Consider the following 14,279-nt stretch of genomic DNA (forward strand, 5'->3'; position numbering starts at 1 on the left):
GGCACAACGACGACTTCGATCTGGTACACGAGCAGTGGCAGCGCCTGCGCACCGAAGGAACTGGCGCAGACCGCCAACGCGCCGCCTACCGCCAACGCTCCAGTACACACGACGTCGTCGACTACCTCATCTCCGCCACCAGTCCCCCATAGAAACCACGAATACTCGCTTCAGCGGCACAGACCGGGGCGGGACGGGTCACCAGGGGCTGTAATCGGTCGGTGTAACTCCCGAACACGGAAGATGCATCGATGACCAGTGAAAACGTGACCGAGCAGGAGCCCATCGAGCCGGCGACGACCCTGTCGGCGCCGGCCGTGGACGATCAGCTGATCGACGAGCCGGTGAACCGCGCCCAGGCCGAGGGTCTGCGGCTGACCGGAGAGGGCGGGCGGCTGCAGCAGTTGACCAAGCGGCTGCTGGAGTCCACCTGGAGGGCGAGATCACCGACCATCTCGGCTGTGATAGGCACGCTCGTCTTCCTCTCCAGGTCGACGTAGGTGTTCGGGGTGGGCAGGTCGAGCACCCGGCACAGTCGGATTGCCCGTACCAGGACATCGACCTCGGCAAGGATGCAGAAGGTGTAGCTGAGGCGGGGGTGAGGGTGTCATACACCGAGTGGTACTCCAGCCTCTCCTCCGCGATCTCCTGCCATATGGCGGTCTCGGAGAGGTGGAAGACGGGATGCCAGGTCAGCACCAGGCGCCGGCCGTGGCTGGCGCGGTGGTCGATGGCCAGATCCGGCTTCCTGAGCCGTGCGGGCGACTCCTCTGCCCGGATGCGCAGGCAGTTGAGGACGACGTCCTGGTCGTCCAGGCCAGGCGCGGCGATGACCTCGGTCATGGGCTTGGCGGCCTGGTCGCGCTTGAGAGTGGAGGTGCTTCTCTGCACTTCGCCCGAACGGGCGGCTCCTGTGAGTGTTGCTTTGCGATCGGGTCGGCGCACGGAATCATGGCGTGCGCATGTGACCTTGTCTATTGAGAGCTTGGGGAAGGCGGTCCTGTGTCCAGCCGTGTGAGCATCGACAGTGGCCTCTGCATCGGCAGTGGGCAGTGCGCGTTGACCGCCCCGGCGGTGTTCGGTTCTGACGACGATGGATTCGGGTTGGTGCGTCCGGGAAGCGAGGACGGTCGAGGCGACCCGTTGTTGAATGAGGCTGTGAGGGCTTGCCCTGTGCAGGCCATCAACTTCGCGGAGGACTGAGCAGGGCGGGAGCTCGCCGTCGGTTTGAGATATGTGGTCAGTCAAGGGGCCTCCGGCGGTGAGGGAGTGGTGCGGGGTTTGGGGATGCCCAGGTGGACGGGCGGCCGCTGGGCCCGGCGTCGCCTCTCGTCGCGCTTGGCGGGGAGGAGGGTAAGGGTGAGGTCGAGGCCCTCGTTCTGACCGATCCAGCCTTCGGCCTCGGCCTGTGTCCTGCGTTGCAGGAGGTCGGCTTCCCGAGGTAGGCGGTAACCGCCTCGATCTCTTCGTCGTACGCGTTCACGGCGACGTACGGCGGGTGGATGCCCCGAGCGGGGACAACGGCCCCTCATCCGGGGCAGCTCGCCCCGCCCCCCTCGATCAGTTCATGTCGCAGTTCCAAGGTGTTCCTCCTCGTCGATCGCACTGATCATCACGTCGATCAGCGAGGGGAGTTGGTGCAGATAACTGCGCACAGCCGATTCTGGGCATCGGGCCACATGCCGCGCTTGCCGACCATGCCGAGAAAGCCAAGGTCGGACTTCATCACGACGAACCGCAGGCCGTAGCGTTCGGCCTGCCGCTGCGTCTAGTAGCCCGGCCTGAAGGGGTTAAGGCCCAGCGTCTGCGAGTCCGAGAGGCCCACGATCGACTGACGCATGCGCGCGTCTCGCTCCTTGATCCAGGCATTGAACTTCTCGTCTGCGCTCCCCGGCGACGGCCTCAACTCAGCCTCCGCATCCTCCTTCATCTGCTTCTTGTACCACTCCGAATCTTCCGTCTTCGTCAGAGGCTTCGCCGTCAGGGTCAGCAAACCTTCCCGGTCCTGATTCAGGATCGCCTCTCGCTGCGCCGCCTCCTTCCTCACGCTTTCCGCATCCAAGGCTGCAATTTGCGCGTCTTCGCCATCCGCTACGGTCCCAGTCACCGGGGCCGTCTGCGGTGCGGGCGCCTCGTCGGCAAACGCCGGTGCACCTACGCCGACGGCGACGATGGCGCCGCAGGCAACGGCTGCGACCTTCAGCTTCTTCACGGGTTCCACCTTCCATCGGGCGCGCCTCGCCCGTGATCAACTCATCCTGACTGAACGACCACGCCACCGAGGGGTCACGTGCAGGGGGGCACCGAAAGGACCTGCGGGGCAGTCGTCGAGCCCCTCGCCCCTCGGCGGGCCCGAAATTCCTACACAACTGCAAATTCAGGCCAGCCAGGGGCTGTTCGTCCATGATCCGTCGGACAGCCCCAGTGCCGCATCAGGCAACGTCCGCCCGCTACTCGTGCCTCATGTCGGGGTGGCCGTGGTCAGTCGGTTAGTGATCACTTCGGCGGTCGTGAGGGGTGCCGGGCGCTGGAGGAGGACCAGTTGGACCTGGATCAGGGGCCGTGCCTGGACAGCGCCCGCACCCAGCAGCCCCTGCCTGTCATTGACCTCGTCCAGGGGCCCGGTGCCGACCGCTGGCCGTTGTTGGCGCCGCGGGCGCGTGCGGCCGGGACCAGGTGGCGGCCGCTGCCATCATGAACGATCCGCACTTCGCCCTGGGCGCCGTCAATCTGCTGATGTCCGACCCGCCCTACGCCACCGAGGCCGATCTGGACCTGGCCCAGCTCTGGGCGGAGGCCGCCACCGCCGCTCTCCCCCACCGCCACCGGCTGAGCCAGCGGGATGAGATCGTTCAGCAGCTGCAGACCGCGCTGGACAGCCGCCTGGCCATCGAACAGGCCAAGGGCGTTCTCTCCACCCGCCTCGGCGTCAGCCTGTGATGAGCTGACCTTGCTCCTCACCCACCTGCGCCAAGCCGCGCGCACGTGCCAGCCCCTGGACTACACCTCCGCGGCCGCACTCTCCCGCTCCTGGACCTGGACGCCCTGACCCCTTGGGCCTGTACTCCGCCAGCGGTGCGCTGGAGCTGATCCGGGCCGACCCCGCCGACCAGCTCGGGACCGACCTGGAGGATCTGCAGTACACCCTCGTCGAGGGCCCCACCCTCGAAGCCGCCCGCACCGGACGCACCGCCGGGGACCGCAACTTGATGGCCGTCGACCCCGATCGCTGGCCCGCCTTCACCTCCGCCGCCCGGACCACTTCGGTCCACTCCGTCATCGCCCTCCCCTTGCGCCTGGGAGCCGCCACCCTCGGCGCCCTGACCGGCTACCGCACCACCCCCTGCCCCTTCGCCCCGACCAGCTGACCAACCTCCATACCTTCACCCGCATCGCCCTGGACCTCCTCCTGCACACCCCGCCCGCCACACTGACCAGCCCCACCCGTTTCGGCGTTGCCGTGGACCTGTACCGCGCCGAAGTCCACCAGGCCGCCGGCATCCGGTCCGTACAACTGGGCCTCCCCCATCAACCAGGCCCTGCTCCGCCTGCGCTCCCACGCCTGGGCGCGCATGACCGTCCGCTGCGCGAGGTCGCCTGCGACATCATCACCGGCCGCCTGCGTCTGAGCGTCCCTCCGTGAGGCCGGCACGCGCAGGGGCCCGTTCCTGCGGTGGCTTGCGCTCCTGGCGGGTGGCGCATGGTGTTCTTCAACGGGCCGGGAGAAGCCCGGCGCGGTGCTGAGCTGATGTCAGGTTGCCGACGGGCCGGCCGCGACCGTGCGTTGGCCCTGGCGACCGGCTGTGCTGCCAGGCTGCTGGCTCCGGCCCCCATCGGCAACCAATACCGGAAAATAAGTACATGCTTTTGGATACAGGTATCCGCGTGCACCTATGGTGGGGCCATGGACGGAGTACCTGAGCCGCACACCGGATGGACGTTCCTCACCAACCACGCACGGGTGCTTGCCGCCATCGCCGAGAACCCACATGCCCGCATCCGTGACCTCGCCGCCCACTGCCGGCTCTCCGAACGCGCCGTAAACAACATCATCGGCGACCTGGCGCGAGCAGGCTACCTTTCCCGTACCCGTGAGGGACGCAGCAACGTCTACACGATCGACCCCGGCAAGGTGCTGCGCCATCCAGCGGAGTCCGGCCTGACCGTGGCCCGGCTGCTCTCCCTGCTCGTGCAGGACGAGACCGAACGCATCACACCTGCCGACACCGGCAGGGCACACGGTACGCAGTAGCGCGGCCGGGCAGCCGCCACAGCCGGCAGAGGTCCGTCGTGCGCCGTACGCGCGCCTCGCGATGGCTCGGTCACGCGGCCTGCACCAGCCCGCCGGGCCGTGCTGCCGCCGCAGCCCTGGAGGCCGGGACGCGGTTCCCGCTTCGCCGGCGACCGGCCCCGCACACCGCAGCCTCCGCCCGCCGCCATAACCACAACAGCCAATGGCCACAGCTTCCAGAATCAGCAGTTCAGGAACGGGCTCTCATGACCGTGCTCGTGAGGGCGGTGCCGTCGTTCGGCATGCTCGGAGGAACCGATGCGGTGGTCGAGCTGCAGGGCGAAGCCGGGCTTGTTTCCGGGTCTGGTCACGGTCCGGCTCTGCCGGTGCAGTCCTCTGGTTCGCGCGGGCGGACGGGAGCATCCTTGGGGCAAGAGCGTCGACGCATGGGGGCTGGGTTGCGATGAGTGGCGTGACGAGACGTCGTCAGATGCGGACCGTGATGCGGGCGGTGGGCCGGCGTACCGCGTTGCGGTACGTATCTGCCGGTATCGGAGCCTGGGTTCTTGCCGCGTGCGGCAACGGTTCCGGTGGCGGGGGAAGTACCGGTCTTGCCGGGCAGACAGTCAGCGCCTTCGTGAAGGGCAAGTGGCGGGTCGACATCTCCTCCGACAGGTCTCAAGGAGGGGTCGTTCTGGCCGAGATCACCGCGAGCAGCTGGAGTGTCGAGCCGCAAGCGGAACACAGCGGGCAGCAGGACGACGTCTGGCACTGGAAAGGCCAGTGGGCCATCCAGGGACGTGAGTTGACGCTCAAGGGCCCCTGGCACGCCGGCGAGTCGGGCCCCATGAGGCGATGGGTCGCACTGGACGTTCCTGGCCGGGTCGTCGAAGAGAAGTCGTTCCGGCTTCCCTGGAAGATCTTTCACGGCGGCTCCCCCGACACCGACGAGCTGAGAGTCACGTACGCCGCGGGTGCGCTGCACATCGTCCATGTCGACGGTGATGGGACCCGGACAACGTTGACCTGCACGCGGAGGTAAAGAACTCGCGAGAGCCCAGAATCGGGATCACCGCTCGTATGCCGCGCCTGGGCAGGTGGTCGCGGATCGCGCGAGACGAGTAGGTCTTGTCCGCTTCTTCCAACGGCGGGACAGCGGAGTCCTGGCCCGCATCCATGCCGAGCTGCACCAGAGGGCCCACCTCCACGACGGGATCAGCCCTCGCACCGTTGCGGTGATTCTGGACTCGCAGTCCGTCAGGGGCGCCGAGACGGTGGGCGCGGCCGCTCGCGGCTTCGACGCCGGGAAGAAGATCAACGGTCGCAAGCGGCACCTGGTCGTCGACATGCGCGGCATGCCGCTGCAGGGCATGGTCGCCCCCGCCACCAACCGCGACGCCCCCGGCCCGCGATCTGCTCTTCCGCCTCCGACTCGCCCATCCCGAGGTGACCGTCGCCTGAGCCGACTCCGCCTACGGCGGCGAAATCATTCCCCGGGCGAAGTCCTTCCTCGGCATGACCCTGCACACCGTCCCCGCGCACCACCTCTCACCTCGTCGAACGGACCAACCGGAGCGTCAAGCCGCCGCCCCTCCGCATCCGGACGCGCCCACAGCAACACGCTGTCCGCCTCGCACCCACCGCCCTGGCCCTGGGTGGCCGTGCCGGAGTTCTCGATCCGGTTGGCGTCCGGCCCGGCGGTCAAGCCCCCCCCCGGGCCGGACGCCACTGGAGCGGGGGCAGGCCCGGGCCCTGTGGATCTTCCAGTCGGCGACGTTGGAGCTGCGGTCGGGGAATGGTGACCGCACCACCTCCCGGCTGGCGCTCACGTCACATTGCCGCGCAGCAGCGCCGTCGCTGCGCGCGTGGCGCGGGTGGCGACATCCTCGGAGGAGAGGCGGGAGCGGGTCAGGAAGTCCTCCGTGTCCAGGGTGACGTAGCCGTGGGCCAGGACGAAGAGCTGTTCCAGTAGGAGCAGTGCCTGGGGAAGGTCGTCGTGGCCCGCCTGCCGGGCGAGGTCGAGCAGCAGCGCCATCAGGTTCCGGCCGGCCCGAGCCACGTCGGCGTCGCGCAGCGGCCTCAGCTCGCGGGCGAAGATCACGTCGAGGCCGGCGCCGCGGTCGGACACGTGGCGCACATATGCCCCCGCGGTGGCTGCGAGCCGGTCGATCGGGTCGGGGCCGGCCGCCTGTGCGGCGGCCTTCATGGAGCGGGTGAGCTCGTCGGCGGACTGTGCCGCGACGACGGCGAGCAGCGCTTCACGGTTGGGGAAGTGACGGTACGGGGCGGCCGTGCTCACCCCGAGCCTGCGGGCGAGTTCGGCGACGGAGAAGCCGGCCATCCCCGTCTCGGAGAGCAGCACGAAGCTCTCATCGATCAGCGCCGAGCGGAGCCGCCCCCGGGCAGGGCGCCCACCGCCCGCCCCAACTGCTGCATCAGTCACTCAGCCCACCTTCCTTGACCATACGTAAGAGGCCACTTACTTTAAAAGTGATAGCCCTCTTACTTCTAGCACCGGAGGCGGCCCATGACAGGGATCGACGGCAAGGTGGTGGCCATCACGGGCGCGGGCAGCGGGATCGGCGAGGCGAGCGCGCTGCTCCTCGCGTCGCGTGGCGCGAAGCTCGTCCTCGGCGGGCGTCGGAGCGACCGGCTAAAAGCGCTCGGCGCCCGCATCGAGGCCGATGGCGGCACGGCCGCCTGGACGACGACGGACGTGCGTCGCCGCGGGGACCTCGCGAACCTGGTGGCGTACGCCTGCGAACGCTATGGCGCACTCGACGTCCTCGTCAGCAACGCCGGGATCGGCCCCATCTCGCCGTTCGACGAGTTGCGGGTCGAGGACTGGGACCAGATGATCGACGTCAACTTCCGCGGCGTGCTGCACGGAATCGCGGCAGCGCTCCCCGTGTTCCGCAAGCAGGGCAGGGGGCAGTTCGTCAACGTCGTCTCGACCGCTGGGCTGCGCATCGTGCCGAACCAGGCTGTCTACGCGGCGACGAAGAACGCAGTCCGCACCGTCTCGGAGGGGCTGCGCCAGGAGGCCGGGCCCGACCTGCGGGTCACCATGGTCTCGCCCGGCTACGTCGCGACGGAGTTCGCCGACTCGGTCACCAGCCCCACCGTCAAGTCGCAGACCCCGGCGGTCGACTTCTCCCTCTCCCCCGACGACATAGCCCGCGCTGTCGCCTACGCGATCGAGCAGCCGTCGAACGTCGACGTCTGCGACATCGTCGTCCGCCCCACGGCACAGAGCTGACGCCTCACGGGCCTCACTAGGGCGAACTCATCGGCGCCCAAGTGTGTTTCCCTTGGAGGGACGGCCCTGTCCCGGGGGCTCCCGGCTGCGCCCGCCCGTCCGGCATGGGGCGAAGCGTCAGAAAGGCTGTCAGGGCTTACCGGTCCCGCATGGCCACTTCCGGGCGTTAAAGCAGTTCGGATCGCCGGCCGGTACGCCCAAGGCGAGGTGAGCAACCTCCTGTCCGCCAAGGAACTGGAGGGCTTGGACCCGGCGAAGGACTACGACCGCCTCAAGGAGATCGCCGCCGTCGTCACCTCCCTCGCCACATCGGTCGGCCCCTCACTCCTGGGCTGGGAAGACCTCGCCTTGCCCATCGGTTTCGCCTCCATGGCGATCGTGGTACTGCTGGCGTTCGGCGAGCACAGCCAGCAGCTGCCGGCCCCGACGCCGGGGCCCCACGGGGCCGTGGACACGATGGCAAGCCAATCCTTCCCATGACTCAGCCCGGAGAACCTCCCCACGCACGTTCACCCAGTTGCGTCGTCGCCCCGACCCGTCGCCCGTTATGAAACCTTTCGCCCGGTTACAGTTCAGTCCGTCCATGTCCGCGACATGTGGCCGGCAGGGCGGAGAGGCGGAGGTCGGAGGAGCGTTGGCGCGTGTGTCGTGTCGATGAGTGAGGCAGGCGGTTCCGTGCGGGGCCGCAACCCCGTCAGGCTGGACCAGGACCGCGAAGCGCTGCGGGCCCGGCTACGGGGAAGCCCGTACGAGGGTGTGAAGTTCCCGCCGCCACGGGAGTTCTCGTCGCAGGACGCACACCAGGCCATGGACACCGTGCTGCGGCTCGGCCGGTACCTGTATCTGTCGGGGGCGTCCACGCGCCGCGTCGAGGCGGCGCTCGTGGCCGCAACCGCCGCGTGGGGGATGGGCGGTGTCTCCTTCGACCTGAGCACGCACTCGATCCAGTGCCAGTATGCGCCGACCACCGCGCGGGCGCTGCACCGTGTTCAGGTGCTCAGCGGTAACCCGGCCCAGCAACTCGCCGGTCTCATCGCGCTGGAGCGGCTGGCCGAGGGCGTCGTGCGCGGACGGGTCGGGGTCACCGAGGCTGCCCGACGCCTGGATGTCCTCGCGGCAGGCAGCGCCGCGTGGCCCTGGTGGGTGACCGTCCTCGGCGCCGCGCTGCTGGCGTCGATGCTCTGCCTGCTGGCCGGCGGGTCGGTGGCGGCGGCGCTGCTCTCCCCGGTGCTCGCGGTCGCGGTCCAGGGAGCCGGCCGGATCCTGGGGCGGGGCGGTGCCCCGCCGTTCTTCGTCACCGCGTGCCAGACGGTGATGGTGACGGTCGGTGCCGCGCTGCTGCCGCACTGGGGTGTACTCAGCGGGGCCGGGACCGTGAGCCTGGCGGCGGCGAACCTGATCCTGCTGCTGCCGATCTTCCAGGTCATCTCGTCGACCGAGGACTCGGTGCTCGGCTACTCCGCCATCGCGGCGGGCCGTCTCAGTACCATGCTCGTCCTGCTGGGCGCGATCGTCGGCGGCGCGGCTCTGGCCGCGCCGCTCATCAGTCAACTCGACACGGACCTACGCAACACGGCGTTCCGGGCCCTGCCTTTCGCGCTCACGCTGGTCACCAGTTCGGTCGGTGCGATCGGCAACGCCGTATTCATGGGCGGTCCGCCCCGGCTCATCCCCTGGGCGGTGGCGACCGCACTGTGCGGCGCGTGCGCCAATGTGCTGCTCCTGCGCGAAGCCGGAATGCCCACCGCGCTCGCCGCACTGTGCGCCACCGCGCTCATGGGCGTCCTCGCCGCGGCGATCGCTCCCCCACTCCGGCTGTCCGCCCGGGCCCTCGTACTGCCGGGCCTCGCCGGCGCCGTGCTCCCGGGCCCCGACGCCTACCGCAGCCTGCTCCACCTCGGCCTCGGCCTGTCGGACGCGCCGCGCTACGCCGCCACGGTGCTGGTGATCGTCCTGTGCATCGGCCTCGGCACCACCCTCGGCGCTCTCCTCGGCGACATCGGCTACCGCTGGACCACCGCCCTCACCCGCCTGCACCTGCGCTGACCCGCACACGCCCGCCAGCAGGCACCGGCGGGCGGCCGTCAGCGGGCCGGGGACTGTCCACCTCCTTCGAGGACTCCCGCTTCCTCCCCGGAATACGGGCCCCTGAACACGCGCAGCCGCGCGGGAGTGATGGCACTGCCGGCGGCCGCAACTTCGGTGGCCTTCGGCGATGTCCCGCGCGGCCGCGCCCATCCCCGCTACGGAACCTGTGGCCCGTCCACCACGCCCTGGGCCGTCCAGGTCTTCACGACGCGTTCGTGGCCGTCGGTGTCCACGATCAGGCGGATGATCACGGTCGGGTTGCTGCCATAAGCGGCCGACCCATTCGGTGTACCGGGCCCGGGCAGTTTGCTCCGCAGTCCACTCCCCCTCGACTGCCGCACCGCCCGGAGTGAACTGCAGCCGCGCAACGTACTTGGTCCCACCGACGTTCTCCTCACCACATCCGCTCTCACCGGTGATCTCACCGGTGCGCCGGATCAGCCGGCCGCCGGCTCGTTGCCCTGCCCGAACCGCGGGACGTCGACCGGATCGAGGTCCGCGCGACGTCGGCCGGATCGAGGTCCGCGCGGAGGCGGAGCAGCCAACCCGGGCCCGTCAACACCCAGACCGTGGACTGTCCCGTCGTCGGCTTCACCGGCCCGGCGACGCGACCGCGGCACCTTGTCGTACGGCTACCCGACGGGCGGATCATGCGCTCGCAGGCACTCACCGGACGAATCGCGGCCGAGGCCACCGCCCATCTGGCCGTGGCCGGCGCTGGGCGCCGCGCCCGCACACGTGACGGCGAGACGTACACGAATGCCGGCCCCGGGCTCGTCGTCGAGGCCGCCGCAGGGACCACCAGGCATACCGTCGCCACGATCACGCGGGTTTTCTCGGTAGAGCCGGGCGGCAGTGGCGTCGGCTGGAGATCCCGGAGCCGATTTCGGAGCTGTTCGAGTGGCGACTAAACGATCATGGATTTCGCCACTGGCACAGGCGGTAGTTGTGCCCTGAACACACGCGCCAAACCGAACAAGAAGGGGCTGTTCATGCTGAGAAAGAGGCACCTGGGGCGCATCGCCACGATTGCTGTCGCCTGCGTACTCGCTGCGCCCGGCGCCACCGCGGCGGCAGACACCTCCGCAGCTCAGGCACCCGAAGCCGCTCCCAACTGTAGGGCCACTGTCGGGAACCCCAACGGCACCTCAGCGTGGGACCACAGCTGGGCAGACGCCTACAGGAAGCGCCACCAGTTCAATCAGAACGGCCCGTACTTGCCCAGCAGGGCCTGCATTGGCGACTGGCTGACGAAGGAAGTGGTGGCGGGCGAATTTGACTGCTCCGCGACCCACTGTGTCAACGCGGAGCACATCTGGGGCGGCGAGTACCGCTACTTCCGCAAGCTGACGAATGGGCAGTACATCAACGAGAAGGACATCGCCTGGCACTAGTCGCGGTCGGAACGCCGCGCTGGCGGGGCGCTGGAAACGCGGGCAATCCAGCGCTCGCCGTCGCTGTGCGCCCGGTCGTGCTCGACCGGCAGCAGGCAGTAGAACGCGGCGTCCGTCTCGACCTCGAAGCGGCATGTGGGCTCGTGCGTGACGCGGCGGACACCGTCGCCCCACGTGAGCCACCAGTTCGTCACGTCGTCGTGGGCGCGGTCCTGCGCCTGGGCGAGCGCCATGTGCAGCCCGGCGTGCTGGTCTTCCAGCTCGCACTCCATGACGGGCTTGACCTCGTGCGCCGCCCCGGGGAGGCCGTTCAGGCGCTCGATCTCGGCGGGGGTGAGGGCGACTTCGGGCGTAGTGCAGTACGGCATTGCTGTCCTCTCGGGGGCTGACCTCTGGTGCGGCCTTGCTCGTCGCACAGTAGGGGCCGGCACTGACACCGAGGGGATACTGGCTCAGTCCGCGGCGGCGGGCCCTGTGTGCCCGTACAGATGGATGCGCGCGCCAGGCGCCCGGGGACGCGCCATGGCTCTCCGGGCCCGATGACGTTGTGGCAGCGGTTCAGCCCCCCTCCGCCATCGTGAGCACGGTCGTGTCGTCGGCACCGTGGATCGTGAGGGACACGTGGCCGGGTTCGATCTCGTGCAGCTTCGTCATGGCGGAGACGACGGCGCCCGCCCGCACCATGGTTCGGTCCGGGCGGGCGCTTCACACGATCAGGGGGTCGGTCCGCCGACGTCGCCCCCGGTGCCTCCGCCCCTCGTGCTGCCCTCGTCGATCGGCGTGTCCCGGGTCTGATCCGGGATCGGCGTCTGGGCGGGGCGCGTCGGTTCCTGCGTCGGTTCCTGCGTGAGCTCCGAGGTCGTCGTCGGCTTCGGTGACGGCGACGTCGAACCGCCGCCGTCGCGGTCGACCAGGCCGGGGACGAGGGTCGCCGAGGCGATCAGGAGGTTCGCGGCGAGCAGCGCCAGGACGACGAGGAGCGCACGGCGCCGGGCGGAGATGCAGGCCGCCTTGCACAGGGGCGCGCACACGGGCGTGGGGGTGGGTGCGGTGGTGGGTGCGGTGGTGTCGGCCACGGGCCGGCCCTTCCGGGAGTTCGGGTTGGGAGCGGCGACCGTGGCCGAGGGCGACGCCTTGCGTCCCGCGTTACTTGGAGAGGCGGACCGGCGGCGGGGCGACCCTCACGGGCGCCGCCGGGGCCTTCGGGGCGGCCGGCGCCTTCGCGGTGGGCGCCTTCGGCTTCGCCGCCGGATGCTTCTTCTTCGAGCTGCCCGACCCCGACGCGGCGTGCCCACCGCCGCCGTCAGCCGGCGCCCCGCTCTGCCCGGCCGGGTAGACGACGCACGGGCGCGCCGCGTACGCGGGCACCAGGTCCCCAGCCTTCGAGCGGACCGTCGGGCAGATGAGACGAGCAAAGGCCGTACGACCCCAGATTGGACTCAAGTGGTCAACGGGCAGCTGCAAAGCCTGTCCACAACGCGCCCTCGATGCCGACGGCCGACCACGACAGCCCCCCCGGGGCCGTCGCCCCGTCGGTGGTCATCGACACTACGTCCACGGCGGCCCGAGCCCGTACTCGGCAAAGAGGGCCTCCAGGGCGACGCGGCGCTCGGTGTATGGGCGGCCGGTGAGGTCGGCACCGTGGTGGAGGAGGTCGAAGGCGACGAAGTGGGCCGGGTGCTGCTCGGCCAGGCGCGCGGCGGTTCAGCCACCGGGTGAGGTAGTCGAAGGCGAGGCGGCCGTCCGCTCAGACGACCACCTCGCCGTCCAGGATGACGTCGTACGGCAGCTGCTCGGCCGCCGCGGCAACCAGCTCGGGGAAGGCGGCGGTGAGGTCAGTGCCATGCCGGGAGCGCAGCAACGTCCGCTCCTGGTCGCGGCCGAGCAGGACACGGAAGCCGTCCCACTTCGGCTCCGCCGCCCACCCCGCCGGCAGCGCGAAGGTGTCGACCGGCTGGGTGAGCATCGGCTCGCCGGGCATCCGCACCATGACCGAGACCTACCACGCACCGGGGCAGGCCCCGCGGCGTAATCAGGTGACCCGAGCGTCACAGGGTCTTGTCTTCCCGCCCGCCTAAGGTCTGCCTCCAGGCTCACTCCGTTGTGGTGACCGGGCCGACGAAGGTGCCCGGGCGAGTGGCGCCCGACTGATCCAGCAGGGCGCCGCCGTACGGCCAGTCCAGCACGAGGTCCCGGCGCTCGTTCGGCGGCGTGATCACTACCTGGTGCGGTGCGAACTTCCGGTCGTCCTCGCGGGTGGAGGCCAGGAAGGTGATGTCGAAGACGGCCTTCCCGCCGGCGTCGAGCCGGACGGACGCCGGCTTCTTGCTGCTGCGCCGCAGGTCCCACGTGCTGCCGTGGGCGGTCTGGAGCTGGACGCCGGGAAAGCCGGCCAGGGTGCACCCGGATGTGCCGGTGTTGGTCAGCACCACCCGGGCGGTCTGCTGTCCGTCGTAGTCCATGTCCGGGCCGCCCTCGAAGGTCGACCAGGCGGCCCCCAGGTGGTCGCTGGTGCACCGGCGTGCCGAGGAGGAGCCCTCGGAGGCGTTGCCCGCCTTGGCTTCGGCTGCCTTGCCGGAGCCGCCCGGGTCGGCGGTGGGCGTGCCGCCGGGGTGGACGGGCGTGGCGGCCGGGGACGGGTCCCCCTTGGCACCGGTCGCGGTGTCGCCGCCGCAGGCGGTGAGCGAGAACGCCGCAGCGGCGATCAGCGAGGCCGCCGCGACGGTGCGGGTACGACGAACAGCGGTCATGCGCGACATGGGACCCCCTGGTGGTTGAAGTGCGCCCGGGACGCGGTGCCTTCCGCGTCCTGCACACCACCCTGTGCGCCGCCGCTGATGATCGACTAATCCTTGACTAACGCCTCCCTGGCACCGCCCCGCGCCCTCGCGTGACGAGGGCCCGGCTACCCGCCTCGAACAGCACCGCCCGCCTGGGACGTCCCCGGGCGGGCGGTCAGCCGGGCGGGCGCACGCCACTGGGCTGCCGACGACGAGCGCGACCCGGTCGGCACGGCCCGCAGCGCACCACCCACCACCCGCCTCTTCCACACCCGCCGCATCCTCCCCGCACCGATCCCCGCCCTCCCCCACCCCGTCCTGTAGAAGCAGCACCACAGCAGGGAAGAGCCGACCGTTCCCGTGCGGTCACGCCGCGGACAGTACGACCTCTCGGCCTACCGCCCGCACATCCACCGGCTCCGGCGCGAACCTGCCGGCCAATCCCCCGACTCGCCGAGCAGCTCCGGTTGTCCGGACGTAGCACGGGGCATGCAGACGGCAGAGTGGTGGCTGTGTCATTTTCCGAG

At 70.1% G+C, this 14,279-nt stretch carries 18 protein-coding genes; 11 read left to right on the plus strand and 7 right to left on the minus strand.

Annotation, left to right across the window (positions count from 1 at the left end; all coding sequences use genetic code 11):
• Positions 1–251 precede the first annotated feature (251 nt).
• Together C3486_RS25955 and C3486_RS25960 are read left to right on the plus strand one after the other, a co-directional pair.
• Positions 252–500, plus strand: coding sequence for a transposase (locus tag C3486_RS25955; RefSeq protein WP_374936918.1), 249 nt, complete (start codon positions 252–254; stop codon positions 498–500).
• 514 nt (positions 501–1,014) lie between these two features.
• Positions 1,015–1,203, plus strand: a complete 189-nt coding sequence (locus C3486_RS25960) for a ferredoxin (protein ID WP_374936919.1) — start codon at positions 1,015–1,017, stop codon at positions 1,201–1,203.
• 565 nt (positions 1,204–1,768) lie between these two features.
• Here C3486_RS25960 and C3486_RS25970 read toward each other — a convergent pair.
• A complete protein-coding gene (locus tag C3486_RS25970; protein WP_103835185.1) occupies positions 1,769–2,212 on the minus strand; it encodes a hypothetical protein in 444 nt (147 codons plus the stop codon).
• A gap of 482 nt (positions 2,213–2,694) precedes the next feature.
• On the opposite strand from C3486_RS25970, the gene C3486_RS25975 reads away from it, so the two are divergent.
• The 3 genes from C3486_RS25975 to C3486_RS25990 all read left to right on the plus strand — a co-directional run bounded on the left by C3486_RS25975 (position 2,695) and on the right by C3486_RS25990 (position 4,252).
• Complete coding sequence (locus C3486_RS25975) at positions 2,695–2,940, plus strand: ANTAR domain-containing protein (protein ID WP_146075058.1); 246 nt, start codon at positions 2,695–2,697, stop codon at positions 2,938–2,940.
• A 113-nt stretch (positions 2,941–3,053) separates the two neighbouring features.
• A complete protein-coding gene (locus tag C3486_RS25980; RefSeq protein WP_103835187.1) occupies positions 3,054–3,368 on the plus strand; it encodes a GAF domain-containing protein in 315 nt (104 codons plus the stop codon).
• A gap of 536 nt (positions 3,369–3,904) precedes the next feature.
• Positions 3,905–4,252: a helix-turn-helix domain-containing protein gene (locus tag C3486_RS25990; protein WP_103835189.1), complete on the plus strand. Its 348-nt coding sequence runs from the start codon at positions 3,905–3,907 to the stop codon at positions 4,250–4,252.
• A 221-nt stretch (positions 4,253–4,473) separates the two neighbouring features.
• Here C3486_RS25990 and C3486_RS38220 read toward each other — a convergent pair whose 3' ends face one another.
• On the minus strand, positions 4,474–4,602 hold the full coding sequence (locus C3486_RS38220) for a hypothetical protein (RefSeq protein WP_258052992.1): 129 nt from the start codon (positions 4,600–4,602) through the stop codon (positions 4,474–4,476).
• Between the two features lie 101 nt (positions 4,603–4,703).
• On the opposite strand from C3486_RS38220, the gene C3486_RS37455 reads away from it, so the two are divergent.
• Both C3486_RS37455 and C3486_RS38815 read left to right on the plus strand, forming a co-directional pair.
• Complete coding sequence (locus C3486_RS37455; RefSeq protein WP_181138698.1) at positions 4,704–5,273, plus strand: hypothetical protein; 570 nt, start codon at positions 4,704–4,706, stop codon at positions 5,271–5,273.
• Positions 5,274–5,466: 193 nt separating this feature from the next.
• Positions 5,467–6,033 carry a transposase gene (locus tag C3486_RS38815; protein WP_181138694.1) on the plus strand — a complete coding sequence of 189 codons (567 nt, stop codon included), beginning with the start codon at positions 5,467–5,469 and terminating at the stop codon, positions 6,031–6,033.
• A gap of 23 nt (positions 6,034–6,056) precedes the next feature.
• On the opposite strand, the gene C3486_RS26000 is transcribed toward C3486_RS38815, so the two are convergent.
• Positions 6,057–6,674, minus strand: coding sequence for a TetR/AcrR family transcriptional regulator (locus tag C3486_RS26000; RefSeq protein WP_146075059.1), 618 nt, complete (start codon positions 6,672–6,674; stop codon positions 6,057–6,059).
• An 84-nt stretch (positions 6,675–6,758) separates the two neighbouring features.
• Between C3486_RS26000 and C3486_RS26005 the strand changes: the two genes are divergently transcribed.
• The 4 genes from C3486_RS26005 to C3486_RS36990 all read left to right on the plus strand — a co-directional run bounded on the left by C3486_RS26005 (position 6,759) and on the right by C3486_RS36990 (position 10,972).
• Positions 6,759–7,490: an SDR family oxidoreductase gene (locus C3486_RS26005; protein ID WP_103835191.1), complete on the plus strand. Its 732-nt coding sequence runs from the start codon at positions 6,759–6,761 to the stop codon at positions 7,488–7,490.
• A 207-nt stretch (positions 7,491–7,697) separates the two neighbouring features.
• Positions 7,698–7,970, plus strand: a complete 273-nt coding sequence (locus C3486_RS26010; protein WP_103835192.1) for a hypothetical protein — start codon at positions 7,698–7,700, stop codon at positions 7,968–7,970.
• Positions 7,971–8,144: 174 nt separating this feature from the next.
• Positions 8,145–9,536, plus strand: coding sequence for a threonine/serine exporter family protein (locus C3486_RS26015; protein ID WP_181138695.1), 1,392 nt, complete (start codon positions 8,145–8,147; stop codon positions 9,534–9,536).
• Between the two features lie 959 nt (positions 9,537–10,495).
• On the plus strand, positions 10,496–10,972 hold the full coding sequence (locus tag C3486_RS36990; protein ID WP_146075060.1) for a hypothetical protein: 477 nt from the start codon (positions 10,496–10,498) through the stop codon (positions 10,970–10,972).
• Here the strand turns inward: C3486_RS36990 and C3486_RS26020 are convergent.
• The 4 genes from C3486_RS26020 to C3486_RS26040 all read right to left on the minus strand — a co-directional run bounded on the left by C3486_RS26020 (position 10,969) and on the right by C3486_RS26040 (position 13,722).
• Positions 10,969–11,340 (minus strand): hypothetical protein, encoded by a 372-nt coding sequence (locus C3486_RS26020; protein WP_103835194.1) that lies wholly within the window; start codon positions 11,338–11,340, stop codon positions 10,969–10,971. The two genes, C3486_RS36990 and C3486_RS26020, sit on opposite strands and share 4 nt — an antisense overlap.
• 345 nt (positions 11,341–11,685) lie before the next feature.
• A complete protein-coding gene (locus C3486_RS26025) occupies positions 11,686–12,048 on the minus strand; it encodes a hypothetical protein (RefSeq protein WP_103835195.1) in 363 nt (120 codons plus the stop codon).
• Positions 12,049–12,719: 671 nt separating this feature from the next.
• Entirely contained in the window at positions 12,720–12,962 is a 243-nt protein-coding gene (locus tag C3486_RS26035) for a hypothetical protein (protein ID WP_103835197.1), read from the minus strand.
• 103 nt (positions 12,963–13,065) lie between these two features.
• A complete protein-coding gene (locus C3486_RS26040) occupies positions 13,066–13,722 on the minus strand; it encodes a DUF4232 domain-containing protein (RefSeq protein WP_258052993.1) in 657 nt (218 codons plus the stop codon).
• Between the last annotated feature and the right edge of the window lie 557 nt (positions 13,723–14,279).

The organism is Streptomyces sp. Ru73 (assembly GCF_002920575.1).
Classification (GTDB): Bacteria; Actinomycetota; Actinomycetes; order Streptomycetales; family Streptomycetaceae; genus Streptomyces.

Bases quoted from the DNA above. Each gene is read 5' to 3' on its own strand.
- C3486_RS26015 (WP_181138695.1), top strand. From the start codon at position 8,145: ATGAGTGAGGCAGGCGGTTCCGTGCGGGGCCGCAACCCCGTCAGGCTG.
- C3486_RS26040 (WP_258052993.1), bottom strand. From the start codon at position 13,722: ATGACCGCTGTTCGTCGTACCCGCACCGTCGCGGCGGCCTCGCTGATC.
- C3486_RS26005 (WP_103835191.1), top strand. From the start codon at position 6,759: ATGACAGGGATCGACGGCAAGGTGGTGGCCATCACGGGCGCGGGCAGC.
- C3486_RS25990 (WP_103835189.1), top strand. From the start codon at position 3,905: ATGGACGGAGTACCTGAGCCGCACACCGGATGGACGTTCCTCACCAAC.
- C3486_RS26035 (WP_103835197.1), bottom strand. From the start codon at position 12,962: ATGGTGCGGATGCCCGGCGAGCCGATGCTCACCCAGCCGGTCGACACC.
- C3486_RS36990 (WP_146075060.1), top strand. From the start codon at position 10,496: ATGGATTTCGCCACTGGCACAGGCGGTAGTTGTGCCCTGAACACACGC.
- C3486_RS25955 (WP_374936918.1), top strand. From the start codon at position 252: ATGACCAGTGAAAACGTGACCGAGCAGGAGCCCATCGAGCCGGCGACG.
- C3486_RS25975 (WP_146075058.1), top strand. From the start codon at position 2,695: ATGAACGATCCGCACTTCGCCCTGGGCGCCGTCAATCTGCTGATGTCC.
- C3486_RS26020 (WP_103835194.1), bottom strand. From the start codon at position 11,340: ATGCCGTACTGCACTACGCCCGAAGTCGCCCTCACCCCCGCCGAGATC.